This window comes from Acrocarpospora phusangensis (genome assembly GCF_016862995.1).
GTDB classification, from domain to species: Bacteria; Actinomycetota; Actinomycetes; order Streptosporangiales; family Streptosporangiaceae; genus Acrocarpospora; species Acrocarpospora phusangensis.
Map to the genome: position 1 here is coordinate 56,636 of NZ_BOOA01000017.1, position 26,201 is coordinate 82,836.

Below are 26,201 nucleotides of genomic sequence, written 5' to 3' on the forward strand. Positions count from 1 at the left end.
GGACGGGACGGTTCCCGGGTCCTGCCGGACCCGGGAACCGGTTACTGCTGAGCCTCAGGCGCGGGGCTTCTCCTGCATCTCGAAGGTCTCGATGACGTCGTCGATCTTGATGTCGTTGTAGCCGACACCGATACCGCACTCGTAGCCCTCGCGGACCTCGGTCGCGTCGTCCTTGAAGCGGCGCAGCGAGGTGACCGTGAGGTTGTCGGCCACGACCACGCCGTCGCGGATGATCCGCGCCTTGCTGTTGCGGGTGATGACGCCCGAGCGGACCAGGGAGCCGGCGACGTTGCCGATCCGCGGGACCTTGAAGACCTCGCGGACCTCGGCGGTGCCGGTCCTGACCTCCTCGAACTCCGGCTTGAGCATGCCCTTGAGGGCCGCCTCGATCTCCTCGATCGCCTGGTAGATGACCGAGTAGTAACGGATGTCGACGCCCTCGCGCTCGGCCAGGTCGCGGGCCCGGACCTCGGGCCGCACGTTGAAGCCGATGATCACGGCGTTGTCGTCCGCGATCGCCAGGTTGACGTCGTACTCCGTGATCGCGCCGACCGCGCGGTGCAGCACCCGGAGGTTGACCTCCTCGCCCACATCGATCTTGAGCAGCGCGTCCTCCAGTGCTTCCACCGAACCGGACACGTCACCCTTGATGATGAGCTTGAGCTCGTCGATCTTGCCCTTCTCGTAGTCGCTGAACAGCTCTTCGAGCGTACGGCGGCGACCGGCCTTGGCCATCTCCGCGATGCGCTGGCGAGCCGCCCGCTGCTGGGCGATCTGCCGGGCCATCCGGTCGTCGTTGACGACCAGGAAGTTGTCACCGGCGCGGGGCACGGCCGTGAGGCCGAGCACCTGGACCGGACGGGACGGGTCGGCTTCCTCGACGGTGTCGAGGTTGTCGTCCAGCATGGCCCGGACGCGGCCGAACGCCTCGCCACAGACGATCGAGTCGCCGACCCGCAGGGTGCCGCGCTGCACGAGCACGGTCGCCACGGGGCCGCGGCCCTTGTCCAGGTGGGCTTCGATGGCCAGGCCCTGCGCGTCCATGTCCGGGTTGGCCCGGAGGTCCAGCTCGGCGTCGGCGGTCAGCAGGATCGCCTCGAGCAGGTTGTCGATGCCGGTGCCCTGCTTGGCCGAGATGTCGACGAACATCGTGGCGCCACCGAACTCCTCGGCGACCAGGCCGTACTCGGTGAGCTGGGCCCTGACCTTGGTCGGGTCCGCGCCCTCCTTGTCGACCTTGTTGACCGCGACCACGATCGGCACGTCGGCCGCCTGGGCGTGGTTGAGCGCCTCGATGGTCTGCGGCTTCACACCGTCGTCGGCCGCGACCACCAGGACGGCGATGTCGGTGGCCTGCGCGCCTCGGGCACGCATGGCGGTGAACGCCTCGTGACCCGGGGTGTCGATGAAGGTGATCTTCCGGTCTTCGCCCTCGTGCTCGGTGGAGACCTGGTAGGCGCCGATGTGCTGGGTGATGCCACCGGCCTCACGGGCCACCACGTTGGTGTTGCGGATGGCGTCCAGCAGCTTGGTCTTACCGTGGTCGACGTGACCCATGACGGTCACGACCGGCGGACGCGGCGCGAGGTCGGCCTCGTCGCCCTCGTCCTCACCGAACTCGATCTTGAAGGACTCCAGCAGCTCGCGGTCCTCCTCCTCGGGGCTGACGACCTGGACGACGTAGTCCAGCTCCGCGCCGAGCAGCTGCAGGGTCTCCTCGTTGACCGACTGGGTCGCGGTCACCATCTCGCCGAGGTGCAGCATGATCTGCACCAGCGCGGCCGGGTTGGCGCCGATCCGGTCGGCGAAGTCCGACAGCGAGGCGCCGCGCGGGAGGCGGATCGTCTGACCGCCGCCACGGGGAGCCTGCACGCCGCCGATCGCCGGAGCCGACATGTTGTCGAACTCTTGACGCCGCTGGCGCTTGGACTTGCGGCCACGCGTGGGACGCCCGCCCGGACGGCCGAACGCGCCCGCCGTGCCGCCGCCGCGGCCACGGCCGCCGCCACCGGGACGACCGGCGAAACCGCCGCCACCGCCACCGGGACCGCCACCGGGACCACCGGGACGACCGGCGCCGCCGCCACCGCCGCCACCGGGACGACCGGCGAAACCGCCGCCGCCACCCGGACGGCCACCGCCGCCGACACCACTGGGACGGCCACCGCCGCCACCGCCGGGACGCCCGCCGCCACCGGGACGACCTGCGCCGCCACCGCCGCCACCCGGACCGGAAGGCCGGCCCTGCGGCATCATCGACGGGTTCGGACGCGGACCGCCCGGACGCGGACCACCCGCGCCCGCGGGCGCGGGCGGACGCGGACCACCGGCACCGGGGCCGGGACGCGGGCCACCCGCGCCGACCGGACCGGGACGGGGACCGCCCGCACCCGGACCGGGACGCGGACCGCCGGGACGCGGACCACGGTCGCCGTCGCGGCGCGGCTCGCGGGGACCGCGGTCCTCGCGCGGGCCACGGTCCTCACGCGGACCGCGGTCGGGACGGTCGCCGCGGTGCTCGCCCCGGTCGGGACGGTCCGGACGGTCGCCACCGGGAGCACCCGGACGCGCCGGGCGCTGGCCCATGCCGCTGGCGTTGGAAGAGAACGGGTTGTTGCCCGGACGCGGGCCACGCGGACCCGGCTTCGGGCCGCCGGGACCCGACGGGCGCTCACCGCGGGCACCGCCGGACGGAGCCCCGGGAACGCCGGGACGGGGAGCCGGAGTCGGCCGGGGGCCGGGCTTCGGGCCACCCGAGGGCGCGCCGGGACGAGGGCCCGGCGCGGCCGCCGCGGGACGCGGCGCCTCGGGACGGACCTCCGGGCGGGGCTGTTCCGGAGCCGCCGGACGCGGAGCCTCGGCCTGGGGCGCGGGCTGCGGAGCCGGGTGCGGCATCGGAACGGGACGCGGCATCGGCCGCGGTCCCGGCTTCGGCCCGGGGCGGATGCCGCCCTCCGGAGCCGGAGCGGATGGAATCGGGGAAACGGGCGCCGCCGCGGCGCCGTTTCCGGTCTGGCCTGCCTGGCTCGAAGCCTGGCTGTCAGCCGGCCGGGGCTGCGGCCTCGGCTGCGGCCGTGGGGTCGGCTTCCCGCCCCTGGAGTCGCCCTTACCGAACGCCTCCGTCAGTTTACGGACGACCGGCGCTTCTATCGTTGAAGAAGCCGATCGCACGAACTCGCCCATTTCGGTGAGCTTGGCCATCACGACCTTGCTCTCAACGCCGAACTCCTTGGCGAGCTCGTATACCCGGACCTTCGCCACTGCACTCCCTAACTCGGCCCGGGAGGCTGTGCCGCCGGACCGTCGCTACCTGGACGTACTCATTGCCGCGTGCTCATCAGGCGCTCATAGCAATCTGACTCCGCCCATCAACTCGGCGTCCTACATGACAGTTGGTAACCATTCACCCGGCCGCTTTCTCGCGTCAAGACCGTTCCGCCAGGTAATTCCGCAGACGCGTGACATCGAGCGTTCCCTCTGCGCGAAAAGCGCGAGTGAACGCCCGGCGACGTTCTGCGAGCTCCAGACAGCCAACGGCCGGGTGCAGTGACGCGCCCCGGCCCGGAAGCCGTCCTTGCAGGTCAGGGGTAATAACACCCTCGACCACTACCAGTCGGAGTAGCTCGGACTTGGCCGTGCGAACCCGGCAGCCCACACATGTTCTCAGTGGAGCGGCCTGGCCACCATATTCCAGCTTACCTTGCCGACGCATCAGCGGGATCGGCCGGTGCCTCTTGAGTGTCCGGCCTGATGTCGATGCGCCACCCGGTCAGCCGCGCGGCCAGCCGGGCGTTCTGGCCCTCCTTGCCGATCGCCAGCGAGAGCTGGTAGTCGGGCACGGTGACGCGGGCCACCCGGCCGTCGGCGTCCACGACCTCAACGCGGGAAACACGCGCGGGTGACAGCGCATTCCCCACGAACTCGGCCGGGTCCTCGGACCAGTCGATGATGTCGATCTTCTCGCCGTGCAGCTCGGTCATCACGTTGCGCACCCGCGAGCCCATCGGGCCGATGCAGGCGCCCTTCGCGTTGACCCCGCTCTTCCGGGAGCGCACCGCGATCTTCGTGCGGTGCCCGGCCTCCCGGGCGATGGCGGCGATCTCCACCGAGCCGTCGGCGATCTCCGGGACCTCCAGCGCGAACAGCTTCTTCACCAGGTTCGGGTGCGTACGGCTGAGCGTGACCGAGGGTCCCTTGTTGCCCTTCTTGACCTGCACCACGAAGCAGCGGATGCGCTCGCCGTGCACGTACTCCTCGCCGGGCACCTGCTCGTTGTGGGGCAGGATGGCCTCGATCTTGCCCAGGTCCACCAGGACGACCCTGGGGTCCTTGCCCTGCTGGATGATCCCGGCCACCAGCTCGCCCTCGCGGCTGGCGAACTCGCCGAAGTTGATCTCGTCCTCGGCGTCCCGCAGCTGCTGCAGGATGACCTGCTTGGCGGTGGTGGCGGCGATGCGGCTGAAGTTGCCCGGGGTGTCGTCGTACTCCCGGACGACCGTGCCCTCCTCGTCCAGCTCGGCCGCCAGGATCGAGACGTGGCCCGAGGTCCGGTCGAGCTCGGCGCGGGCCTTCTGCGCGGCGCCCTCGGTCCGGAAGTAGGCGATCAGCAGCGCGTCCTCGATCGCCTTGACGACGAGGTCGAACGAGATGTCCTTCTCCCGCTCCAGGCTGCGCAGGACGCTCATGTCAATGTCCACAAGGCTCCCCCTTAGCCCTCATCGCGGCGTGCGATGGCATGGTCGGCTCCGAGGTCGTCCTCGTCGTCGATTTCGTCGTCTTCGTCGTCGATGTGGTCTGCATCTTCAATGTCTTCCACGTCGGTTTCATCCTCGTCGTCCAGCCGACGGAACTCCACCTGAACCCTGCCCTTGAGCAGGTCCCCGTACCCGAACCGCCCCGCGCCCTCGATCTCCACGCCGTCGTCGTCCACCAGGACGATCCGGCCCTCCGCCACGGCCCCGTCCCGCAGCTCGGCCTTGACCAGCCGCCCCCGCGCGCGCCGCCAGTGGCGGGGCTGGGTGAGCGGGCGGTCCACCCCGGGCGAAGTGACCTCCAGCACGTACGGACTGCCGCCCAGCAGGTCTGTGCCGTCAAGCTCGTCGGAGACCGACCGGCTCACCTCGGAGACGTCGTCGAGACTGATGCCCCCGTCGCGGTCCACCACCACGCGGACGAGCCTGCGCTTGCCCGCCGGGGTGATCGTCACGTCCTCCAGATCGAGCCCCTCGGCGGCGACCACCGGGCTGAGAAGCTCCACAAGGCGGTCGCGTCGAGCGTCGCTGCCCATGCCGACCTCCCATTCACGGGCGTACCTCGCCCAACGTGCCCACAGCCTATCGACACAAGGGCACGGAAAGAGCAGCACTGCCGTCCGAGCCGTACGATGAGACTTCGTGAGGGGTAGGAGCGGCGCCGATGGGGCGCCGGTGGTTCCCGAGGCGATTTCCGCGGGCGTTTTCGCGGAGATTCCGGCGGTGGCCACCGCGGTGATTTCCCGGCGGGCCCTGCTCGGCGTCTCCGCCGGGCTGGCGCTCGTGGGCTGCGCGGCCACGCCCGCCACGGAGGCGCCCGCCGCCGAGCCGCCCGACCCGCAGGTGGCGCTGCTCACCGGGGTGATCGCGGCCAAGGAGCAGATGGTCTCCCTCTACCAGCAGGCGACCCTGTCGGACGCCCGGCTGGCGCCCGCGCTGCAGCCCTTCCAGCAGCGGCATCTGGCCCACCTGGCGGCGCTCCGCCGCCACCTGCCCGAGGACACGCCGTCCGTCCCGCCCGGCTCGCCGGCCCCGGTGACCAGCACGGCCCCGGGAGTGTCGGTGGCCTTCCTGCGGGACGCCGAGCGCAAGGCCGCCGCCGGCCGGCCCCGGGAGCTGACCGCCGCCTCGCCGGTCCTGTCCCAGCTGCTGAGCAGCATCGGCGCCTGCGAGGCGCTGCACGTCGCCGCGCTCGGGCGGCTGAAGTGAGCGTGAAGTGAGTAAGGCACTGGCCCGGGCGCTCGCCGCCGAATACGCCGCCGTGTACGCCTACGGCGTGATCGGCGCCAGGACCTCCGGCAACCTGCGGCTGCGCGCGAACGCCGGCTTCGACGCCCACCGGGCCCGGCGGGACCAGCTCCGCACGCTGATCATCCAGCGCGGCGAGAAGCCGGAGGAGCCCGCCCCCACCTACCAGCTGCCCTTCGAGGTGGCCACGCCCGCGCAGGCGGTCCGGCTGGCCGCCCAGATCGAGGACGGGGTGCTGGCCGCCTACCTGGAACTGGCCGCCGACCCCGACCCCGGCCTCCGCCAGCTCGCCGCCCAGGCCATGCAGGAATGCGCCCTCCGCGGGTACGGCTGGCGTCCCGCGATCCCGGCCTTCCCCGGCATGCCCGCCGCCGCCCAGGGCGGTCCGACTCCGGGCGTGACCGACCCGACGCCCGTGCCGCCCGCCACGATCGGCCAGTAGTTTCGACACGGTCCCACGGGTAGTGGAAACCGTCATGAGCTTCGGATTCCGCAAGACCATCAAGATCGGGCCGTTCCGGATCAACTTCTCCCGTGGCGGCGTGGGGCACAGCGTCGGCAAGGGCGGCGTGCGCTACACCAAACGCGCCGACGGCGGCCGGCAGGTCAGCGTCGACCTGCCGGGCGGCTTCTCCTGGCGCAAGGCGTTACGCCGCCGCTGACCCGCCTGATCACCAAGTCCTCGCCGTCATCCGGCGAGAAGTGGTCTAGCGGGTGGCGGTGAGGACGTGGGTGACGGCTTCGGTGAGGGGGATTTCGGACTTGGTGCCGGTGGCGCGGTCGCGGAGTTCGACGATGCCCTGGGAGACGCCGCGGCCGACGATCAGGACCGTGGGCAGGCCGAGGAGTTCGGAGTCCTTGAACTTGACGCCGGGGGACACGCCGGGGCGGTCGTCGAGGAGGACGCGGAGGCCCTGGGCCTCCAGTTCCTCGGCGAGCCGGGTGGCCACCTCGATCTGGTTCTCCTTGCCGGTGCCGACGATGTGCACGTCGGCGGGGGCCACCTCGCGCGGCCAGACCAGGCCGAGCTCGTCGTGGCGCTGCTCGGCCAGGACGGCCACCGCGCGGGAGACGCCGATGCCGTAGGAGCCCATGGTGATCCGGATCGGCTTGCCGTCGGGGCCGAGGGCGTCGAGCTGGGCGGCGTCGGCGTACTTGCGGCCGAGCTGGAAGATGTGGCCGATCTCGATGCCGCGGTCGATGGACAGGCCTGAGCCGCAGACCGGGCAGGAGTCCCCGGCCCTGATCTCGGCGGCCTCGATCGTGCCGTCGGGCTCGAAGTCGCGCCCGGCGACCACGTGCACCGCGTGCTTGCCGGGCTCGTTGGCGCCGGTCACCCACTCGGTGCCGGCCACGACGCGCGGGTCGACCAGGTAGCGGATGCCGAGTTCCTTGAGCACCTGCGGGCCGATGTAGCCGCGCACCAGGCCGGGGTGCCTGGCGAAGTCCTCGGCCTCGAAGATGGCGGGCTCGCCCGGCGCGACGGACGCCTCCAGCCGCTTGAAGTCCACCTCGCGGTCGCCGGGCACCCCGATGATCAGGGTCTCCGGCTCCTTGCCGCCGGGCGTGACGACCTTGACGACCACGTTCTTGAGCGTGTCGGCGGCGGTGATGCCCAGGCCGTGCGCCTCGTTGAGGTGGTTGACCAGCGTCTCGATGGTGGGCGTGTTCGGGGTGTCGAGCACTTCGAGCGGGGCCCGCTCGGTGGCGGCCACGGCGGGCGCGGGCGTGGTGACCGCCTCGGCGTTGGCCGCGTAGCCGCAGTTGTGGCAGGCCACGAAGGTGTCCTCGCCGGTGGCGCTGGGGGCCAGGAACTCCTCGGAGGCCGAGCCGCCCATCGCGCCCGAGGTGGCGAAGCAGATCTTGACGTCGATGCCGAGCCGCTCGAACGTCCTGATGTACGCCTCGCGGTGCTGCTCGTAGGAGCGCTTGAGGCCGTCGTCGTCGAGGTCGAAGGAGTAGGAGTCCTTCATCACGAACTCGCGCCCGCGCAGGATGCCCGCCCGGGGACGCGCCTCATCGCGGTACTTGGTCTGGATCTGGTAGAGCGTGACCGGATAGTCCTTGTAGGAGGAGTACTCCCCCTTGACCATGTCGGTGAACATCTCCTCGTGGGTGGGGCCGAGCAGGTAGTCGGCGCCCTTGCGGTCCTTGAGGCGGAACAGGGTGTCGCCGTACTCGGTCCAGCGGCCGGTGGCCTGGTAGTAGTCGCGGGGCAGCAGCGCCGGGAAGAGCACCTCCTGGGCGCCCATCCGGTTCATCTCCTCGCGCACGATCCTGGCCACGTTCTCCAGCACGATCTTGCCGAGGGGCAGCCAGGAGTAGATCCCGGGGGCCACCCTGCGGACGTAGCCGGCGCGCACGAGCAGCTTGTGGCTCGGCACTTCCGCGTCCGCCGGGTCCTCACGCAGGGTGCGCAGGAACAGGGTCGACATACGCAGTAGCACGGCTACTCCTCGGCTCGTCGTGATCATCGGGATCGTCGCGTTCGATGACGTACAGGATGACGTACAGGTTATCGATTGTCGCGCGAGATTAGAGCGCGAGGACGAGCGCGCCGTACGAGCCGGAGTAGGTGACCGCGACCGTGAGCGCCCAGAGGCGGTGCAGCGCCTGGCGGCGGAAGACGGCCACGACGGTGAGCGCGAGCAGCGCCGCCGTGCTCACCGCGGCCTGCCAGCCCTGGTACGGCTGGCCCTCCACGAGCTGCACGATCTCCTCGGCGGCCTCACCGAGGATGACCCCGGCGGTCATGCCGGTGGCGAGGACGCCCCACCGGTCCTGCCGCCTGCCCAGATAGGACAGCGGCCCGAGCGCGACCAGGGCGACGACCAGGATGTTGAGCCCCGAGGCTCCCCCGGCGAGCCCTTCGAAGGGCGAGATCCCGTGGACGGCCACGCTGGAGATGAGCTGGCCGACCAGGCTTCCGAACGCGGCCAGCGTGCCGTTCACCAGCGACCATCCGATGCTCGCGGCGTGCCAGCCGACGATCACGGCCAGCGCCATGAAGATGTACGGATCGTAGATCGACAGCACCCAGCCGGGCACCGCGTCCGCGACGCCGCCGCCGATCCCGCCGAGGAAGGCGCCCATGAACAGCGACGCCAGCATGTACCACTGAATCCGCCGCTCCCGCCGGTCCAGGGCCAGGTACTCCTGATCGGGACCGAATTCACCGGTCCCGCGGTCGCGGTTCATCTTGCCGAAAGCCCAGGCCACTCCTATCCCCCGATCGATACACGCGTGGCAGGTCGATTGTATTCGGTCACCATTTGGCTACAAATAGCGACACTGTCGTATCGACCCGAGAGGAGGCCACCACTCCGCACTTCCTACTTTTAACAACGAACTGGTCGAAGCCATTCCAACTCGGTGCAAACATCGCAAAAAGGGCGATATGTCACATGCCGAGGTCAGCCGCCGAGGAGCTCTTCCCAGGGGCGGCGGGCGGAGGTGTGGTGGAGGGGATCGAGGGCCTGGGAGAGGCGCCAGAGGCCGGGGCGGGCGGCGGACCGGTGCAGGCCGAGCGGGTCCACGGCGTGCAGGACGACGGAGACGCCCAGGACCTCCAGGGTGTGGTGGCCCGGGTAGTGGGACAGGTCGTCGAGCCCGGACTCGGTGAGCCGGGTCACCAGGAGCGCGGCCAGCTCGTGGGCGTACGGGCCGTCGCGCCACTCGATGTTCCAGGCGTCGTCGGCGCCGAGCCACCAGCTGAGGTCGCGGCAGGACTCCACGGCGTCGGCCTCGGCGGCCAGCGCGGCCATCACCCGGCCGAACGCCTCGTACCGCAGGGCGTCGCTCTCCTCGTTGTCAACGTCCGAAGGGCGCGGGACGACGCCGGGCCTGGAGACGTCTCCGGGCCCCTCGGCGGCGCCGCCGCGCGGGTTTCGGGAGGGTTGCCGCCGCCTCTTCGCCCCAGAGCTCACGGGAGACTACTGTGATCGCGCGCGGTACCCCACGCAACCCCCAATTCCCTCCGTACTCGGCCACGGAACGGCAAGTCCGCCGGGCGGAAAAGATCGGCGCGCCGCCGCGAGACGCCTCTGGCCCCGCGACATCGGATGGGTGAAGAATCTAAGCATCCGTTCTTGGAGGCTCTAGTGACGTTGCGTGTGGCGATCGTGGGCTCAGGACCCGCCGGGATCTACACCGCGGAGGCGTTGACCAAACAGTCCGCCGGGCCGGTCGAAGTGGACGTGCTGGAACGCCTGCCGACCCCGTACGGCCTGGTCCGGTACGGCGTCGCCCCCGACCACACCTCCATCAAGTCCATCGCCCACTACCTCAGACGCGTCCTGGAGACCCCCGGCGTGCGCTTCCTCGGCGGCGTGGAGCTGGGCGCGGACCTGTCCGTGGCGGACCTGCTCACCTGCTACGACGCGGTGGTCTACTGCACGGGCGCGATGGTCGACCGGACGATGGGCATCCCCGGCGAGGACCTGCCGGGCAGCGTGGCCGCCACCGACTTCGTGAACTGGTACTGCGGCCATCCCGACGCCCCCGAGTTCACGCTGGACGTGGAGGAGGTGGCCGTCGTCGGGGTCGGCAACGTCGCCGTGGACGTGGTCAGGATCCTGGCCAAGCACGCCGACGAGCTGCGCGCCACGGACGTGCCCGAGCAGGTGCTGACCGCGCTGGCCGAGTCCCGGGTGAAGCGCATCCACATGATCGGCCGCCGCGGCGCGGCGCACGCCAAGTTCACCCTCAAGGAGCTCCGCGAACTCGGCGAGCTGCTCAACGCCGACATCCTGACCTTCCCGGCCGAGGTGGCGGTCGAGGATCTGACCTCGCTGTCCCGCCAGATCCGCGGCAACGTGGACGTGCTCCAGTCCTGGGCCGCCCGCGCCCCGCAGGACCGTCCCCGCCGCCTGGAGGTCCGGTTCTGGCTGCGCCCGGTGGAGATCCTCGGCGTCTCCCGCGTCGAGGGCATCCGCCTGGAGCGCACCCGCCTGGAGGACGGCCGCGTGGTCGGCACCGGCGAGTTCGAGACGATCCCCGCCGACATGGTGCTGCGCTCGGTCGGCTACCGCAGCGTCCCGCTCCCCGGCGTGCCGTTCTCCGAGCAGACCATGACCGTGCCCAACGAGGCCGGCCGGATCCGCGACCGGGAGTACGTGGCGGGCTGGCTCAAGCGCGGCCCGACCGGCGTGATCGGCACCAACAAGTCCGACGCCGCCGAGACCGTGCGCACCCTGCTGGCCGAGGTGGTGGCCCGGCCGGATCGGCCCGCGCTGGACGAGTTGCTGGCCGCCCGGGGCGTGACCCCCGTGACGTACACGGACTGGCTGGCCATCGAGGCGGCCGAGGAGAAGCTGGCCAGGACGCTGGACCGCGGGGAGAAGGTGAAGCTGGTCGGCCGCGCCGCCATGCTCGACGCGCTCGGGCGGATCGGCCAGGGGTGACCGGGCTGGAGATCCGCGTGCTGGGCCCGTTCGAGGTCCTGTCGGGCGGAGCTCCGGTGCCCCTGGACGGGCGTCCGCGCGAGGTTTTGGCCCTGCTGGCGGCGGAGGCGGGCCGCCCGGTGCGTACCGAGACGATCCTGCGCCGGCTCGACTTCGCCTCCAAGGGCAACCTGCAGTCGTCGGTGTCCCGCCTGCGGCGCGCGCTGCCCGGCGAGGCGGTGCTGACCGTTCCGCACGGGTACGCGCTGGCCGCCGAGGTGGACGCGGTCAGGTTCGCGGCCCTGGTGGTGCGCGCCAGGACGGCCGACGACCCGGCTCCGCTGCTGGCCGAGGCGCTGGAGTTGTGGCGGGGCGAGCCGTACCCGGACTTCGGGTTCCTGGCCGCGGAGCGGGCGCGGCTCGCGGCGCTGCACGGGGAGGCGGTGGAGCGCCGCAACGAGGCGCGGCTGGCCGCCGGGGAGGGTCCCGAGCTGGTCGCGGACCTGGAGGAGCTGCTGCTCCGGCATCCGACCAGGGAGCGCCTGTGGGGGCAGCTGATGCGGGCGCTCTACCGCTCGGGGCGGGTGGCCGAGGCGGCGCGGGCCTTCCAGCGGGCCAGGGAGGCGCTGCGCGAGGAGGGCCTGGAGCCGGGTCCCGAGCTGGCGGAGATCCAGCGGGACGTGCTCGCCCACGACTCGCGCCTGGTTCAGGGGGACACCTGCCCGTACAAGGGGCTGGCGCGGTTCGAGAAGGACGACGCGCGCTACTTCCACGGCCGCAGCAGACTGGTCGCCAAACTGGTCGCGCATCTGTCGCGGGCGCCGCTGGTGGCCGTGGTCGGCCCGTCGGGCAGCGGCAAGTCCTCGGCCGTACGGGCGGGGCTGCTGCCGCGGCTGGCGGAGGAGGCGCTGCCGGGGTCGCGCGGCTGGCAGCAGATCGTGCTGACCCCCGCGACCACCGCCGACCTGGCCAAATCGCTGGCGGAGGCGCGGGAGCGGGCGGTCGTCTTCGTGGACCAGTTCGAGGAGGTCTTCACCGTCCTCACGGCCGAGCGGCGGCGGGCGTTCCTGGACACGCTGGTCTCCTGCCCGCACAAGGTCGTGCTCACCCTGCGGGCCGACTACTACGGCGGCTGCGCCGAGCACGACGAGCTGGCCAGGCTGGTCGTGGACGCGCAGGTGCTGGTCGGCCCGATGAGCGAGGCGGAACTGGCCGAGGCCATCGAGTCGCCCGCCGCGCAGGTGGGCCTCACCCTGGAGGACGGCCTGGTCGGCGCCCTGCTGGCCGACGTGCGGGACCAGCCGGGGGCGCTGCCGCTGCTGTCCACCGCGCTGCTGGACCTGTGGGAGCACCGCGAGGGCCGCCGCCTCACCCTGGCCGCCTACCAGCGCTCGGGCGGGGTGCGCGGGGCCATCGAGCGGATGGCCGAGCGGGCGTACGCGTCGCTGACCGAGGCGGAGCGGCTGGTCGCCCGGTCGGTCTTCCTGCGCCTGGCCGAGGGCGGCGACCGGTTCGTCCGGCGGCGGCTGCCCGTCGGCGAGCTGGCCGATCCGGAGGCGCGCCGGGTGCTGGCGCTGCTGCTGGACCGGCGGCTGCTGATCACCGACCAGGACGCCGTGGAGGTCGCCCACGAGGCGCTGCTGACCGAATGGCCGCGGCTGCGCGGCTGGCTGGAGTCCGACGCGGACGGCCGCGCGCTCCGCCGCCACCTGGCCCCGGCCGCCGCGGACTGGGCCGAGCGCGGGCGCGACCCCGCCGAGCTCTACCGGGGCGCGCGGCTCTCCGGCGCGCTCGACTGGGCCGCCGCCCACCGCGACCTGCTCACCGGCGTCGAGCGCGAATTCCTGGACACCTCGGCGGCCGAGGCGGAGCGGGAGTCGCGGACCAGGTCCACCCGGCGGCTGCGCGCGATGGCGGTCTCCCTGGTGGCCGTGCTGATCATCGCCGCCATGGGCTGGACCCAGAAGACCGGCTCGGACGAGGCCCGGCTGATCGCCGACGCGGAGCGGCTCAGCGCCCAGGCCGTCAGCGACCCCGACCCGGCCAGGGGCGGGCTGCTGGCCGCGCAGGCCGTGCGCATGTACCCGTCCCCGCTGGCCCAGCGCAATCTGCTGGCCCTGCTGCTCGCCGGCCCGCGCCTGCTGCGCGGCACGCCGCCCTTACCCGAACTGGTCGGCGCGACCACGCTCAGCGGCGACGGCCGCCGCCTGGCCGTCTCCTCCCAGCTCGGCCGGATCCAGGTGTACGACATCGCCACGCTGGCCCCCGTCGGCCCGCCCATCGACGCCGGCCCCACCATGATCCGCCGCGTCTCCCTGGACCGCGAGGGCCGCCGCCTGATCACCATGAACCAGCCCAGCACCCCGGTCAGGATCTGGGACGTCGCCACGGCCACCCCCCGCGACCTGACCTCCCGCGCCGGCCAGGTCCCCGACACGGCCCTGTTCGTCGCCGGCGACGCGATCGCCGCCGTGGTCGGGGAGCACGTGGAGATCTGGGCGGACGGCGCGGAGCGGGTGCTGCCCAACTCGGAGACCAACAGCGGCCTGGTCGTCAGCGGCGACCTCGCCCACCTGGCCGTGACCACGGTGTCCGGCCGGATCCGCGTGCTCGACCTGCGCGGCCGGCTGCTCGGCGACCTGCCGGCCACCTCCGCCGAGACCCTGTCCCTCAACCGCGACGGCACCGCTCTGCTGACCACCGCGATCGACCAGATCGTCCTGTGGGACGTGGCCGGCGGCCGGCCGGAGGGCCCGATCACGTACGACACGGACATCACCTGGGCCTCCTGGTCGGCCGGGGCGGACGAGGTGATCTCCGGCGACGGCCAGGGCCGGGTACGCGTCTGGGACGCGGCCACCCGCCAGCTCCTGCGCGACTTCCCCGCCGCCGGACGGGTGGCCGGCGCGGAGGTCGCCGAGGACGGCCGCACCCTGGTCAGCGTGGCCCTGGACGGCGTCGTCCTCACCTGGGACCTGACCGGCGAACGCGGCTTCGGCGCCCCCGTACGGCTCGGCTCCGGCGACCGCCTCGACGAGTTCCGTACGGCCTGGAATCCCGACGCGCTCTACGCCAGGGACGGGCAGGTCTGGCAGGTCGGCCTCACGCCGGGGTCGGCCGAGCGCGCGGTGGCCCCCTTCGAGGGGGAGGGCGGCGTCGTGGCGGGGGCGGGCGGGGGGAAGATCGCGGTGGCCACCGTGGACGGCGTGGAGGTGATCGGAGGGGTCAGGCGCAGGATCTTCAATCCGCTGGCGGCGCTCTCCTCCGACGGCGGCCGGTTGGCGATCACCACCGCGCCGCACGACACGATCGCCGACCGGCCGGTGGTCGAGATCGTCGACACCGGGTCGGGCGCGACGCTGGCCACGGCCGGGTTGCCGGCCAAGGCGTCGGTCCTCGCGTACACGCCGGACGGCGCGAATCTGCTGGTCGGGATGGTGAACGGGACGGTGGCCGTGCTGGACGCGGGCGGGAAGCCGGTCCGGCCGCCGCTGGCGGTGGCGCGCGGCGACGCCGAGGTCACGGCGATCGGCTTCGGCCGGGACGGGCTGGTCGCGTTCGGCGCCGACGACGGGCAGCTGTCGCTGTGGGAGCCGGGGACGTGGGCGTCGCGCCGGGTGCTGGCGCGGACCCGGCCGGGGGCGTACCGGAGCGTCGCGCTCTCCCCCGACGGACGGTTCGTGGCCAGCAGCCAGGAGGACGGCCGGATCGCGCTGCACGAGCAGGCCACCGGGCTCCTCATCGGCACAACGCCGGGGCCGTACGACAACACGTCGAGGTTCCTCACCTTCCGGGACGGCGCGCTGGTGAGCGTGTCCAGCGACCGGTCCGTGCACCGCTGGGACCTCGGCCTGGAGTCCGCCCGGCGGCGGGTGTGCGCGGTGGCCGGGCGCGATCTCAGCCCGGCGGAGTGGGATGTGTTCCTGCGCGGGTATCCGTACCAGCGGCAGTGCGGCTGACCTGGGGGCAAGCGCTTCACAAGCGATCGGTGAGCGATCCGCGAGCCGGTGCGGCTGCACTGGAGCCATGCGAACGATTCTCGGTACAGCCCTCGGCCTGCTGATGATCGCGGCCCTCGCGCCGCCGGCGGCCGCCGCGCAGGCCCGGCGCGCGGTCACCGTCCACTCCGCCTGGGTCGCCGTTCCCTCCGGAAGCGCGCCCAAGCGCGACACCTTCACCTACACGCTGACCAGGCAGGGCTCGCGCCGCGTCCTGGACGGCACGCTCAGGGACCGCCACGGCGAGGGCTCCAGCGCGTACCTGTACATCTCCTGGAGCCCGCGCGAGAGCTGGGTCGCCTTCCACCCGGGCGAGTCCCGCGTCCACGCGCCGGGCAGCACGCACGTGACCGTGGAGTTCAACTCCCCCCGGTCGGTCAAGGTGCGGGTCTGCGACAAGGTGCAGACGGCCAGCCGGCCCGGCTGCGGCGCCTGGAAGACCGTGGTGGGCTGATGATCAGGTGGCCTTTCGTCGGCCGTGACGAGGAGCGCGCCGCTCTGGGAGCCGCCGCGCGGACGGGCGGGGCGCTGCTCACCGGCCCGCCCGGGGTCGGCAAGAGCGCCCTCGCGGCCTGCCTGCACGGCCTGCGCCTGAGCGGCACGGGTTCCGCCGTGCCGCTGGGGGCCTTCGCCCATCTGCTGCCCGCCGGCCCGCCCGCCGCGAACCTGTTCGCCTGGGCGGCCGAGCGGCTCGGCCCGCGCCCGCTGCTGATCGCCGACGACGCGCACCTGCTGGACGAGACCTCGGCCGCGCTCCTGCACCACCTGGCGACCCGCGAGCGGTCCGAGCGGGCCACGGTCATCGCGGTGACCCGATCGGGCGCCGATCTGCCCGCGCCGCTGCGCGCGCTCGGCCTGCCCCGCCTGGAGCTGTCGCCCCTCCGCCAGGAGCACGCCGGCCGCCTGCTCACGGCCGCGCTCGGCGACCGGGTGGACGGCGAGACCGTGCGCACGTTCTGGCGCGCCGCCGCCGGAAACCTGCGTTTCCTGCGCGAGCTCGTCAGCGCCGCCGTGGCCGCGGGGGCGCTGGCCCTGGTGGACGGGGTCTGGTGCTCGCGCGGCGGGCTGCCGCTCAGCCTGAGCCTGCGCGAGCTGGTCAGCGCCGAGATCGGCGACCTGGACGAGGAGGAGCGCGACGTGCTCGAGCTCGTCGCCGTGCACGAGTCGGTCGATGCCGGGATCCTGCTCGCCGGGGATCACCCCGACGCGGTCCACCGGGTCGAACGCCGCGGCCTCATCACCACCCGCCCGCGCGGCGGCGCCCTGCTCGTACGGCTCGCGCACCCCATGTACCAGGCCGTGATCCGCGAATGGGTGGGCCCGCTCCGCGCCCGCCACCACATCCACCGCCTCGCCCCCGGCGACACCCCCGTGACCGGCCGCGAGCAGCAGGTCGGGCAGCTCGCCTCCTGGGGCCTGACCAACCGCGAGATCGCCGACTGGCTCGGCCTGTCCCACCGTACGGTCGGCAACCACCTGCACCGCCTGTACGCCAAGGTCGGCGTCAACGACCGCACCCACCTGGCCGGCGTCCTGAACCTCCTGAACGGCCTGAGCGCCGACATGCCGCCCGGGGTCTCCGCGTTTCCCCGCTGACCCGCGATCTGCCAGGATCGCCGGATGGACACCACCCTGGGCCCGGTGGAGATCGCGGGATTCGCCGAGACCCACGGAGAACAGCAAGCCCGCTACCCGGCGCCGAACCTCTCCTGGCAGCCCGTGCACACCGTCTACGTGCCGGCCGACCGGCTGACCCCGGCGACCCCGGCCGACTGGGGCCGCGCCGCCGCGGACCTGCTGGCCCGCCACCTCCCCACCCCCGAGTCCTTCGCCGCCCTGTTCGGCCACGACGGCCTGCCCAGGGTGACGGCCAAGCTGGCGACCGAGCCGATCGAGGACCTGCGCGTGGACTTCGAGGACGGCTACGGCGTGCGGCCCGATGAGGACGCCGACACCGTGCGGGCGGCCGAGGCGATCGCCGCCATGCACGCGGCGGGAGCCCTCCCCCGCCGCTGGGGCCTGCGGGTGAAGTCCTTCGCCGACGGCGACCCGGCCCGCTCGACCCGCACGCTGGACGGTTTCCTCACCACCGTCATCCGCCATGTCGGCCATCTCCCGGCGGGCTTCACCGTCACCTTCCCAAAAGTGCTTATGTCCGCATATCTCGGGCAATTCGCGACATTTCTGGATGAATTAGAGCAAGGGCTGGGCTTGCCGTACCAGAGTCTGGGTTTTGAGATGCAGGTGGAGGCGCCGCAGACGCTGCTGTTCCTCGGCGAGGCCACCGCGCTCTCCGGCGGCAGGCTCAGGGCCGCGCATTTCGGGGTCTTCGACTACACGGCCGCCTGCGGGCTGTCCCCGCACGAGCAGCGTCTCGACCATCCGGCCTGCGACCACGCCCGGCATCTCATGCAGACCACGCTGCTCCCGGAGGGCGTCGAGCTCTCCGACGGCTCGCTGGCCGCCTCGCCCGCCTCCGACGACGGCGACGACGTGCGCGACCTCTGGCTGCGCCACTCCCGGCTGGTACGGCACTCGCTCACGCACGGCTTCTACCAGGGCTGGGACATGCACCCGTCCCACCTGGTCAGCCGCTACGCCACCAGCTACGCCTTCCACCTGCGCCACTACGAGGAATACCGGTCCCGCGTCCGGGCCTGGCGGGAGCGTCGCCAGGAGGGCGGGGTGATGGACGAACCCGCCACCGTGAAGACCATGACCGCGGCGCTGGTCCGCGCCGACCACTGCCTGGGCGGGCTAGGCGTCGAGTAGCCGCCGCCACTCCGCGACCCGGGCGCGCTGCACGGGCGACTCCCAGGACTCCCGCACCGCGCCGCCCACGTGGAAGGCCTTGACGCCGTAGTCGTGCAGCACCGGCACGTGCTCACGCCGCAGGCCGCCGCCCGCCATGATCAGGGCGCCGTCCCCGGCCTCGGCGCGGGTGCGCAGGATCGGCAGCCCGCCGCCCACGCCCTTCGGCGATCCCGCCGACAGCACGGTGGCCAGGTTGGGCAGCAGCCGGACCGCCCGCCACCCCGCCTGCACGTCGGCGGCGTGGTCCACCGCGCGGTGGAAGGTCCACGGCAGCGGCGCGACCGCGTGGATCAGCGCCTCGGTGGCGCCCCGGTCCACGGCCCCCTCGCCGTCGAGGAAGCCGAAGACGAAGCCGGCCGCGCCCGCCTCGGACAACTCCTTGGCGGACCGGCGCAACCGGTCCAGCTCGTCGGGGCCGACCGTGAAGCCCGCGTTGGACCGCAGCATGACCATCTGCGGAAGCGTGCACTCCTTGGAGATCGCGGCGACCGTCTCCGGGGCGGGGGTGAGCCCGTCCGCGGACATGTCCGCCACGATCTCCAAGCGGTCCGCGCCGCCTTCCTCGGCGGCCACGGCATCGCGCACGTCCAGCGCGATCACTTCAAGCAGCGATCCGGTCATGGACCGAACATTATCGGGTCCGTTTGCGGGGCCGTACGGCATCCGCCCTGTTCAGCCCCGAGTCAGTGTGATAGCAGGGCCTTTTGCTTGGGGACATACGCGGTCAGATCGTGCAGACGGGCCGGCATGAAGCCGCCGCGCACCCCCGCCGGGCGTTCGAACAGGGCGCCGGAGGCCCGGTGCGGCAGGTCCACGGTGCGCACGTGCCGGAAGCGCTGCCCCAGGTAGTAGCGCTGGAGGCGGTCGTTGTCCTTGGAGCAGTCCAGCCGGACGTGGCGGCAGCCGGCGGCCAGGGCGCGCAGCCCCGCCCAGTCCAGTAACGCCTCGCCCACGCCGATTCCGGAGAAGGCCCGGTTGACGGCCAGCTTGTGCACGTACAGCGCGGCCTCCGGACGGTCGCCCGGCATCCAGAACTCGGCGTCGGCATTGTCGTCCAGCGCCATCACCCCGGCCAGGTCCGTTCCCTCGGCGCTCTGGGCGTCGAGCACGTACAGCACGCCGTCGCCGATGAGCGGCTCGATGCGCTCGGCCGGGAAGCCGTTCGCCGGCCACTGCCGCACGCCGAGCGCGTTGAGCCAGCTGGCGGCGCTGGCCAGCAGTGCGAGCACGCCCGAAAGGTCGCCCGGGGTAGCCCTGCGGAGCGTGAGTTCTCCAGAGAGATTGAGGGTGTCAGAGCGCATGACAGGTCCTTTCGTTGCTACGGGTGTCGTTGTGATTACGTAGAGTCACGGTTCGACGCCGCACGGCTTCCAGCCCAGATGGCGGCGAGAGGGGTTCACGAGGTCGTTAGGGGCGACCGGAAAGAGCGCCCGCGCGCGAGAAGGCGGGCGTGATATCGGCGGTTACGCCGTTTCTGGCACACGTCACCGCTGCCCCGAGCGCGGCCAGGGGGTCGCTCGCGGCGGCACCACGCGAAAGGCCGCCCTATCGGGGCGGCCCGTGTTCGGTCAATGACGTTCCAGCTCGTACCTGATCAGATGTTTGTCGGCGGGTAACACGGATACGGCGACACGGACGGGCACGTCCTCCTCGTCGTACCCAACTCGGACATAGACCACAACGGGGGTGCCCGGCTCCAGCTGCAACCGGGCGGATTCATCGGGTGTCGGCATACGTGCCGAAATATCGTCGATAACGCGGACTTGGGGGTGCCCGAGCTCCTCCAGCACCCGGTTCGCGCCCCGCTTGATGTCGCCGGGGCGCACGATCTCGGAGTCGCTCACCAGCTTCAGCGGGAAGTAGGAGTCGTTGGTGTTGTACGGCTGCCCGTCCACGAACCGCAGCCGACGCCGCACCACGGCGAGGGCCCGTTCCTCCACGAGCTCCAGCCGCGTGGCGATGTCCTCCGGCGGCTGGACGATCTGAACCTCGATGTTCTGATCGGCCTGGCGGCCCTCGGAGGTGACCGCGTACACGAACGAGTCGAAGCGGGGCCGGCTGTCGCCGCGCGGCAACAGCTCGTCCTGCGGGCGCATGAGCAGGGGGCGCCGTTCCCGGACGAAGGTGCCGCGCCGGCGCATCCGGAGGATGAGTCCCTCGTTCTCGAGCTCGCCTAACGCCAGGCGTACCGTGTTGCGGCTGACCTGGTGACCGTCCATGAGCTCGGTCTCGGTGGGGATCTGATCGCCGGGCCCGAATTCGCCCGAGTAGATCGCCCGCCGGAGTTCGGAGGCCACCTGCTGGTAGAGCGACGATCGTGCCATTTTCCCTCAATCCACCCTTTTGTGCCAACAAATCTAGACGATCTCGGTCTGACTTGGAACAACCACTTGACCTGACGGTGCGATCCGCGCATTATCCAAACGTTGGTACAAATCCATCCAATGGGGGTGCCCGGTGTCGGCGGTCCGTGCGCGTCACTCGTCGTCGCGCCACCCCGGTGAGGCAACGCGTTTACTGCGCTACGCGTTACAGCACCTGGGCCGGCACCACTGCCAACGCCACATTCGAGGTCCGGTCGAATCTGCCGAAGGCGGCCGGATCCCGCTGACTCCGCGCGACTAACGGCACGGACGACCCCATCCCTCGCCGGGGTCGTACGCGCCACGCCGGGGCGGTACGTGTCCTGGCGGGTCCCCCACGCCCGCCAGGACACGTAACCGTAGAAAGAAAAACGGCTCCCTCCCCGAACGGGAAGGAAGCCGTTTCGGCTCTCGGAATCAGCCGCGCGCCTTCTCCGCGCCGACCAGCCGCACACACGTGGCCAGACCGGTGATGGCCGCCTCCAGCTCCTCCAGATCCGGGTACGTGGGCGCGATCCGGATCGTCCGGTCGGCCGGGTCGTCCCCGTACGGATGGGTGGCTCCCGCCGGCGTCAGCGCGATCCCCGCCTCCGCGGCCTTCCGCACGACCTCCTTGGCGCACCCCTCCGGCACCTCAAGACTGATGAAGTAGCCCCCGACCGGGCTCGACCAGGTGGCCAGGCCGGTCCCGCCGAGCTCCTTGGCCAGGATGCGGTCCACCGCCTCGAACTTCGGCCGGATCAGCTCCGCGTGCTTGCGCATGTGCTCGGCCAGCCCGTTCTCGTCCCGCAGGAAGCGCACGTGCCGCAGCTGGTTGACCTTGTCCGCGCCGATCGTGCCCTTGCCCAGGTAGCCCAGGTACCAGGCGACGTTGGCGGGCGAGGAGCCGAAGAACGACACCCCGCTGCCGGCCAGCGTCACCTTCGAGGTGGACCCGAAGACGAAGACCCGGTCGGGGTGGCCCGCCTCGGCCGCCAGCGCCAGCACGTCGGCGATCTCCACCGGCTGGTCGGTGAGGTGGTGCACCGCGTACGCGTTGTCCCAGAAGATCCGGAAGTCGGGGGCGGCGGCCGGCATCGCGGCCAGCCGGGCCACGGTCTCCGCGCTGTAGCTGACCCCGTCCGGGTTGCTGTACTTGGGCACGCACCAGATGCCCTTGACGCCCGCGTCGGCCGCGACCAGCCGCTCGACCTCGTCCATGTCGGGGCCCGCCGGGGTCATCGCGACCGGGATCAGCTCGATGCCGAACCGCTCGCACAGCGCGAAGTGCCGGTCGTAGCCGGGCACCGGGCAGAGGAACGTCACGCGCTCCTCGTCCGCCCACCGGCGCTCGCCGCCGACCGGGACGCCGAGCAGGCTGTACACGAGCGTGTCGTGCATCATCGCCAGGCTGGAGTTCCCGCCCACGATCAGCTGGTCCGCCGGGACCTGCAGGGCGCCGCTGAACAGCGCCCGCAGCTCCGCGAGCCCCTGGAGCCCGCCGTAGTTGCGGGTGTCGCTGCCGTCCGCCGCCGTGTACGCGTCCCCCGGCAGCCGCAACAGCTCCGCCGACAGATCCAGCTGCGCCGACGACGGCTTCCCGCGGGTGAGGTCCAGCTTGAGGCCCTTCCCCCGCAGCTCCTCGTACTCCCGCCGCGCCTGCTCGATCTCCACCGCTTCCGCCTCCACCCGTAGCCGCTGATTCGCTACGAAGAATAGACCTCTCGTTCGTAAAGCCGGGAAAGCACTGCCGCCCGGACGGCTCATTCCTCCCACAGCTCGGGCCGGCGCGTCCCGGCCAGAGCCGCGATCTTGCCGAGCGCCTCGCCGACCGGCATCGGCGGCAGACTCCGGGACCCGCGCAGGCGCAGCGAGACGCTCCCGTCGGCGGCCTCCCGGGACCCGACGACCGCCTGGTACGGGGTCAGGTGCGCCGCCCGGATGCGCGCCGACAGCGAACCCTGGGCCGACACGTCGGCGCGCAGCCCGAGTTCGCGGCAGCGCCCGGCGAGCGCCTCGGCCGCCGGGATCTCCGCCTCCGAGACCGGCAGCACGACCACCTGGCGCGGCGCCAGCCAGGCCGGGAAGGCTCCGCCGTGCACCTCGATGAGGTGGGCGACCGCGCGCTCCACGCTGCCGACGATGCTGCGGTGCACCATGACCGGCCGGTGCCGGCCGCCGTCCGGGCCGGTGTAGTGCAGGTCGAAGCGCTCCGGCTGGTAGAAGTCGATCTGCACGGTGGACAGGGTGGACTCGCGCCCGGCGTGGTCGGCGATCTGAACATCGATCTTGGGCCCGTAGAACGCCGCCTCCCCCTCCTCCGCCTCGTACGGCAGGCCGGCCTCCTTCAGCACCTCCTCCAGCAGCGCGCTCGCCCGCTCCCACAGCCCGGGGTCGGCCACGTACTTCCCGCCCGGCCCCGGCAGGGACAGGCGGTACCGCACCGGCCGGATGTCCATGGCGCGGTACGCGGCGGCGATCAGGTCGAGCGCGGCGCGGGCCTCGTCCACGGCCTGGCCGGGGGCGCAGAAGATGTGGGCGTCGTTGAGCTGGATGGCCCGCACCCGGGTGAGCCCGCCGAGCACGCCGGAGAGTTCGGCGCGGTGCATGCCGCCGAGCTCGGCCAGCCGCAGCGGCAGCTCGCGGTAGCTGTGGCCGCGGGCGCGGAACATCAGCGCGTGGTGCGGGCAGAGGCTGGGCCGCAGCACCACCTGCTCCCCGCCGAGGTCCATGGGCGGGAACATGTCCTCGTGGTAGTGCGCCCAGTGTCCTGATATTTCGTACAGCTCGCGTTTGCCCAGGACGGGCGAGTACACGTGCCGGTATCCGGCCCGGCGTTCCACGTCCCTGACGTACTCCTCCAGCGCCAGCCGTACGGCGGCGCCGTCGGGCAGCCAGTACGGCAGCCCGGAACCGATCAGCGGGTCGGTGTCGAACAGGTCCAGCTCGCGGCCGAGCTTGCGGTGGTCGTACATGACGGTCTCCTCGCGGAAGGGGGCGAGCGACCGGGGAACACGAAAGCCCGGGGCGTCGCCCCGGGCTTGGCACATCAGGAATCAGCGCGCCGGGACAACCTCCGGCGTCGTCGTCATGGCGGCTCGTCTGATCATGCGGCTCACCTTAGCGACAACATCCGCTCCCCGCGAGCGTATTTCCCGCGCCTGACCGACTGGTCGGTATGCTTCCGTCATGACTCTGTTCTCGGTGGCGGGCAAGACGGTCGTGGTGACCGGGGGCTCGCGCGGCATCGGCCGCATGATCGCGTCGGGTTTCCTGGACGCGGGGGCCACGGTCTACATCTCGGCCAGGAAGAAGTCCGAGCTGGACGCGGCGGCGGAGGAGCTCGGCTGCGTGGCGGTCCAGGCCGACCTGTCCACGGCCGAGGGGGTGGCCGCGCTGGTGGAGGCGGTCTCGGCCCGGGAGTCCAGGCTGGACGTGCTGGTCAACAACGCGGGCGCGACCTGGGGAGCGCCGCTGGCCGAATACCCGGAGAGCGCCTTCGACAAGCTCTGGAACATCAACGTGAAGGGCGTCTTCTACCTGACCCAGCAGTTCCTGCCGCTGCTGCGGGCCGCCGCCGGGCCGGAGGACCCGGCCCGCGTGATCAACATCGGCTCGGTGGACGGCCTGCGCGTGCCCGCCATGGAGAACTACGCCTACTCGGCGGCGAAGGCGGGCGTGCACATGCTCACCCGCCACCTCGCCCAGCGACTGGCCCGCGAGTCGATCACCGTCAACGCGATCGCCCCCGGCCCGTTCGAGTCGAAGATGATGGCCTTCGCGCTCGACGACCCGGCCACCCGCGGCGCCATCGAGAGCCACGTCCCGCTCGGCCGGATCGGCCGCCCCGACGACATGGCAGGCGCGGCCGTCTTCCTGGCCAGCCGGGCCGGCGCCTACCTCACCGGGGCCGTCATCCCGGTCGACGGCGGCCTCTCAACCGGTGGCTAGCATGTCGGCCAGCGCCTTGGCGAACATGTCGGGCGCGTCCAGCTCGGCCTCCAGGTAGAGGTACGGCTCGGTCAGCTCCAGCTCGATCAGCACCGGCTCCCCGTCCGGCATCCGCACCAGGTCCACCCGCGCGTAGAGCAGCTCCTCGGCGACCTGGCCCAGCACCTGCTCGGCCAGCTCGAACTGGTCGTCGTCGGGGTCGCGCAGCGAGTACCTGGTGAGCTCCGTAGCGGACGCGCTCACACCCTGGGGCGGGAGCATCGGGTTGCGCCGCACCGCGTGGCTGAACTGGCCGTTGAAGTAGAGGAGCGACAGCTCGCCCTCGTGCTCGACGGTCGGCAGGTAGGGCTGCACCATGATCGTGCGCCCCTGGCTCTCCAGTTCGACGGCGAAGGCCTCGGCCTGCTGCCGGTCCCGCGTCCTGATCGTGTCCCGCGCGCCCGCGGAGATGGCGGGCTTCACCACGTACTCGTCCCAGACCGGGATGTCCACGGCGGTCCAGTGGGTCGGCACGATCGGCACGCCCAGGTCGCGCAGGTAGGTCTTGTCGGTGTTCCAGGTCAGCACGGTGGCCGGGTTGAGCAGCCGGGTGGCCGCGCCCGCCCGCCGGGCCCAGGCCGTGAACTCGTCCCGCCGGTGGGTGTAGTCCCAGGTCGAGCGGACCACCGCCGCGTCGAAGGAGGACCAGTCCGCGGCGGGATCGTCCCAGCGCACCGGAGCGCCCTCGATGTCGGCGCCCAGCCAGGCCGCGAGCACCGGCTCCCTCTCGTCGTCGGGGCCGTCCCAGGTGACGTACGCGACCTTCATGGCTCTCCTTGTTGTACTCACGATGCTCATGTGTACAACAGCGGCGCGCGCCGGGCCCTTCCGGGTCCCGGCGCGCACGTCCCACCGGTCAGTCGTCAGTCGTCGAACCGGTAGGAGAGGCCGACGCTGCCCCCGCGGGTCGCGGTGCCCGCGATGCCGTTGATGTTGATCACGTTGGTGGCACCCCTGCTGCCCACGTTGGTGGCGGCGATGTGGCCGAAGTTGTTGCCGGACTGGGCGGAGTCGCTGTTCCGGCTGGTGTTCTTCGTCCAGGTGTCGGCCTGGGCGGGGGCCGCCAGCAGGACGGCGCCACAGGTGGCGGCGAGGACGGCTCCGGTCGCGGCGATCTTCTTGAACATCTCGTCTCCTTAGTCAGTTCTGAGAGGGTTGCTCGGCCGTGCGATGACGCGTCGGGGGCCTAGTGGAAGATGTAGGTGACCGTGATGCTGCCGCCGGACGCGGTAGCGGCGACGCCATTGATGTTGTTGACGTTGGTGGAGCTGCCGGAGCCGGCGTTCCGGGCGACCACCCAGCCGAAGTTGTTGCCCGACTGCGCGGAGTCCCGGTTGGAGCTCCAGTTGTCGGTCCAGCTGTCGGCGTGCGCCGGGGCGGCGATCAGGCTCGCGCCGCAGGCGGCGGTGAGCAAGGCGCCGGTCACGGCGATCTTCTTGAACATCTCGCTCCTTGGGGTACGCCAGAGCCGCGAGCAGAACGGGGACGACGGGCCCAGCCGTCCGCATTCGTTGACTCCCGGTTGATCTGGCCGGTCAAAGCAATAGCGAGCATATAGCTGAGCGTTGCCGATTGATAGCTCTGAGTAGTCAAATCTTGATCGGGCGTGTCGGGAAAGGCTCAGGGACCACGCCCTCCACCTGGGCGTGGTCCCTGAGGTCTGGAAATGTCAGGGCG

At 71.9% G+C, this 26,201-nt stretch carries 23 protein-coding genes and 1 pseudogene; 9 read left to right on the top strand and 15 right to left on the bottom strand.

Features of this window, described 5'->3' with window-relative positions:
• Window positions 1–54: 54 nt before the first annotated feature.
• The 4 genes and pseudogenes from infB to rimP all read right to left on the bottom strand — a co-directional run.
• A complete protein-coding gene (gene infB / locus Aph01nite_RS12800; RefSeq protein ID WP_204041055.1) occupies window positions 55–3,261 on the bottom strand; it encodes a translation initiation factor IF-2 in 3,207 nt (1,068 codons plus the stop codon).
• A gap of 163 nt (window positions 3,262–3,424) precedes the next feature.
• Window positions 3,425–3,712 (bottom strand): YlxR family protein, encoded by a 288-nt coding sequence (locus tag Aph01nite_RS12805; protein ID WP_204041056.1) that lies wholly within the window; start codon window positions 3,710–3,712, stop codon window positions 3,425–3,427.
• Window positions 3,696–4,685 carry a transcription termination factor NusA gene (gene nusA / locus Aph01nite_RS12810; RefSeq protein WP_204041057.1) on the bottom strand — a complete coding sequence of 330 codons (990 nt, stop codon included), beginning with the start codon at window positions 4,683–4,685 and terminating at the stop codon, window positions 3,696–3,698. The genes Aph01nite_RS12805 and nusA overlap by 17 nt, the downstream gene beginning before the upstream one ends.
• Window positions 4,686–4,792: 107 nt before the next feature.
• Window positions 4,793–5,287, bottom strand: a pseudogene (gene rimP / locus Aph01nite_RS12815) (ribosome maturation factor RimP); the annotation flags it as partial.
• 106 nt (window positions 5,288–5,393) lie between these two features.
• On the opposite strand from rimP, the gene Aph01nite_RS12820 reads away from it, so the two are divergent.
• From Aph01nite_RS12820 to Aph01nite_RS12830, 3 genes are read left to right on the top strand one after another with little or no spacing between them, the layout of a single operon-like run.
• Window positions 5,394–5,960, top strand: coding sequence for a hypothetical protein (locus Aph01nite_RS12820; protein ID WP_204041059.1), 567 nt, complete (start codon window positions 5,394–5,396; stop codon window positions 5,958–5,960).
• A 7-nt stretch (window positions 5,961–5,967) separates the two neighbouring features.
• On the top strand, window positions 5,968–6,441 hold the full coding sequence (locus Aph01nite_RS12825) for a ferritin-like domain-containing protein (RefSeq protein WP_204041060.1): 474 nt from the start codon (window positions 5,968–5,970) through the stop codon (window positions 6,439–6,441).
• A 34-nt stretch (window positions 6,442–6,475) separates the two neighbouring features.
• A complete protein-coding gene (locus tag Aph01nite_RS12830) occupies window positions 6,476–6,661 on the top strand; it encodes a DUF4236 domain-containing protein (RefSeq protein WP_204041061.1) in 186 nt (61 codons plus the stop codon).
• A gap of 45 nt (window positions 6,662–6,706) precedes the next feature.
• Here the strand turns inward: Aph01nite_RS12830 and Aph01nite_RS12835 are convergent, their stop codons facing one another.
• From Aph01nite_RS12835 to Aph01nite_RS12845, 3 genes are all read right to left on the bottom strand, one after another.
• Entirely contained in the window at window positions 6,707–8,446 is a 1,740-nt protein-coding gene (locus Aph01nite_RS12835; protein WP_204041062.1) for a proline--tRNA ligase, read from the bottom strand.
• Window positions 8,447–8,534: 88 nt separating this feature from the next.
• Window positions 8,535–9,218 (bottom strand): hypothetical protein, encoded by a 684-nt coding sequence (locus Aph01nite_RS12840; protein WP_204041063.1) that lies wholly within the window; start codon window positions 9,216–9,218, stop codon window positions 8,535–8,537.
• Between the two features lie 194 nt (window positions 9,219–9,412).
• Window positions 9,413–9,925 (bottom strand): hypothetical protein, encoded by a 513-nt coding sequence (locus Aph01nite_RS12845; protein WP_239161630.1) that lies wholly within the window; start codon window positions 9,923–9,925, stop codon window positions 9,413–9,415.
• 135 nt (window positions 9,926–10,060) lie between these two features.
• Here Aph01nite_RS12845 and Aph01nite_RS12850 point away from each other — a divergent pair, with 135 nt between their 5' ends.
• The 5 genes from Aph01nite_RS12850 to Aph01nite_RS12870 all read left to right on the top strand — a co-directional run bounded on the left by Aph01nite_RS12850 (window position 10,061) and on the right by Aph01nite_RS12870 (window position 18,150).
• On the top strand, window positions 10,061–11,401 hold the full coding sequence (locus tag Aph01nite_RS12850; protein ID WP_204041064.1) for an FAD-dependent oxidoreductase: 1,341 nt from the start codon (window positions 10,061–10,063) through the stop codon (window positions 11,399–11,401).
• Window positions 11,398–15,339 (top strand): nSTAND1 domain-containing NTPase, encoded by a 3,942-nt coding sequence (locus Aph01nite_RS12855; protein WP_204041065.1) that lies wholly within the window; start codon window positions 11,398–11,400, stop codon window positions 15,337–15,339. The genes Aph01nite_RS12850 and Aph01nite_RS12855 overlap by 4 nt, the downstream gene beginning before the upstream one ends.
• A 67-nt stretch (window positions 15,340–15,406) precedes the next feature.
• On the top strand, window positions 15,407–15,832 hold the full coding sequence (locus tag Aph01nite_RS12860; RefSeq protein ID WP_204041066.1) for a hypothetical protein: 426 nt from the start codon (window positions 15,407–15,409) through the stop codon (window positions 15,830–15,832).
• Window positions 15,832–16,974: a helix-turn-helix transcriptional regulator gene (locus tag Aph01nite_RS12865; RefSeq protein ID WP_204041067.1), complete on the top strand. Its 1,143-nt coding sequence runs from the start codon at window positions 15,832–15,834 to the stop codon at window positions 16,972–16,974. Before Aph01nite_RS12860 ends, Aph01nite_RS12865 begins: the two co-directional genes overlap by 1 nt.
• Window positions 16,975–16,998: 24 nt before the next feature.
• Window positions 16,999–18,150: a DUF6986 family protein gene (locus tag Aph01nite_RS12870; RefSeq protein WP_204041068.1), complete on the top strand. Its 1,152-nt coding sequence runs from the start codon at window positions 16,999–17,001 to the stop codon at window positions 18,148–18,150.
• Here the strand turns inward: Aph01nite_RS12870 and Aph01nite_RS12875 are convergent.
• The 5 genes from Aph01nite_RS12875 to thrS form a co-directional block, all read right to left on the bottom strand.
• A complete protein-coding gene (locus Aph01nite_RS12875; protein WP_204041069.1) occupies window positions 18,136–18,813 on the bottom strand; it encodes a copper homeostasis protein CutC in 678 nt (225 codons plus the stop codon). The two genes, Aph01nite_RS12870 and Aph01nite_RS12875, sit on opposite strands and share 15 nt — an antisense overlap.
• A 62-nt stretch (window positions 18,814–18,875) precedes the next feature.
• Window positions 18,876–19,493: a GNAT family N-acetyltransferase gene (locus Aph01nite_RS12880; protein WP_204041070.1), complete on the bottom strand. Its 618-nt coding sequence runs from the start codon at window positions 19,491–19,493 to the stop codon at window positions 18,876–18,878.
• A 267-nt stretch (window positions 19,494–19,760) separates the two neighbouring features.
• Entirely contained in the window at window positions 19,761–20,516 is a 756-nt protein-coding gene (locus Aph01nite_RS12885; protein ID WP_204041071.1) for a GntR family transcriptional regulator, read from the bottom strand.
• Window positions 20,517–20,972: 456 nt separating this feature from the next.
• Window positions 20,973–22,208, bottom strand: coding sequence for an aspartate aminotransferase type Ic (locus Aph01nite_RS12890; protein WP_239161631.1), 1,236 nt, complete (start codon window positions 22,206–22,208; stop codon window positions 20,973–20,975).
• An 89-nt stretch (window positions 22,209–22,297) separates the two neighbouring features.
• A complete protein-coding gene (gene thrS / locus Aph01nite_RS12895; RefSeq protein ID WP_204041073.1) occupies window positions 22,298–23,584 on the bottom strand; it encodes a threonine--tRNA ligase in 1,287 nt (428 codons plus the stop codon).
• A 139-nt stretch (window positions 23,585–23,723) separates the two neighbouring features.
• On the opposite strand from thrS, the gene Aph01nite_RS12900 reads away from it, so the two are divergent.
• Window positions 23,724–24,485 (top strand): SDR family oxidoreductase, encoded by a 762-nt coding sequence (locus tag Aph01nite_RS12900; protein WP_204041074.1) that lies wholly within the window; start codon window positions 23,724–23,726, stop codon window positions 24,483–24,485.
• Here the strand turns inward: Aph01nite_RS12900 and Aph01nite_RS12905 are convergent.
• The 3 genes from Aph01nite_RS12905 to Aph01nite_RS12915 form a co-directional block, all read right to left on the bottom strand.
• Window positions 24,471–25,292, bottom strand: coding sequence for an ATP-grasp domain-containing protein (locus tag Aph01nite_RS12905; RefSeq protein WP_204041075.1), 822 nt, complete (start codon window positions 25,290–25,292; stop codon window positions 24,471–24,473). The two genes, Aph01nite_RS12900 and Aph01nite_RS12905, sit on opposite strands and share 15 nt — an antisense overlap.
• Before the next feature lie 95 nt (window positions 25,293–25,387).
• Window positions 25,388–25,651 (bottom strand): hypothetical protein, encoded by a 264-nt coding sequence (locus Aph01nite_RS12910; protein WP_204041076.1) that lies wholly within the window; start codon window positions 25,649–25,651, stop codon window positions 25,388–25,390.
• A gap of 59 nt (window positions 25,652–25,710) precedes the next feature.
• Window positions 25,711–25,968: a hypothetical protein gene (locus tag Aph01nite_RS12915; RefSeq protein WP_204041077.1), complete on the bottom strand. Its 258-nt coding sequence runs from the start codon at window positions 25,966–25,968 to the stop codon at window positions 25,711–25,713.
• Between the last annotated feature and the right edge of the window lie 233 nt (window positions 25,969–26,201).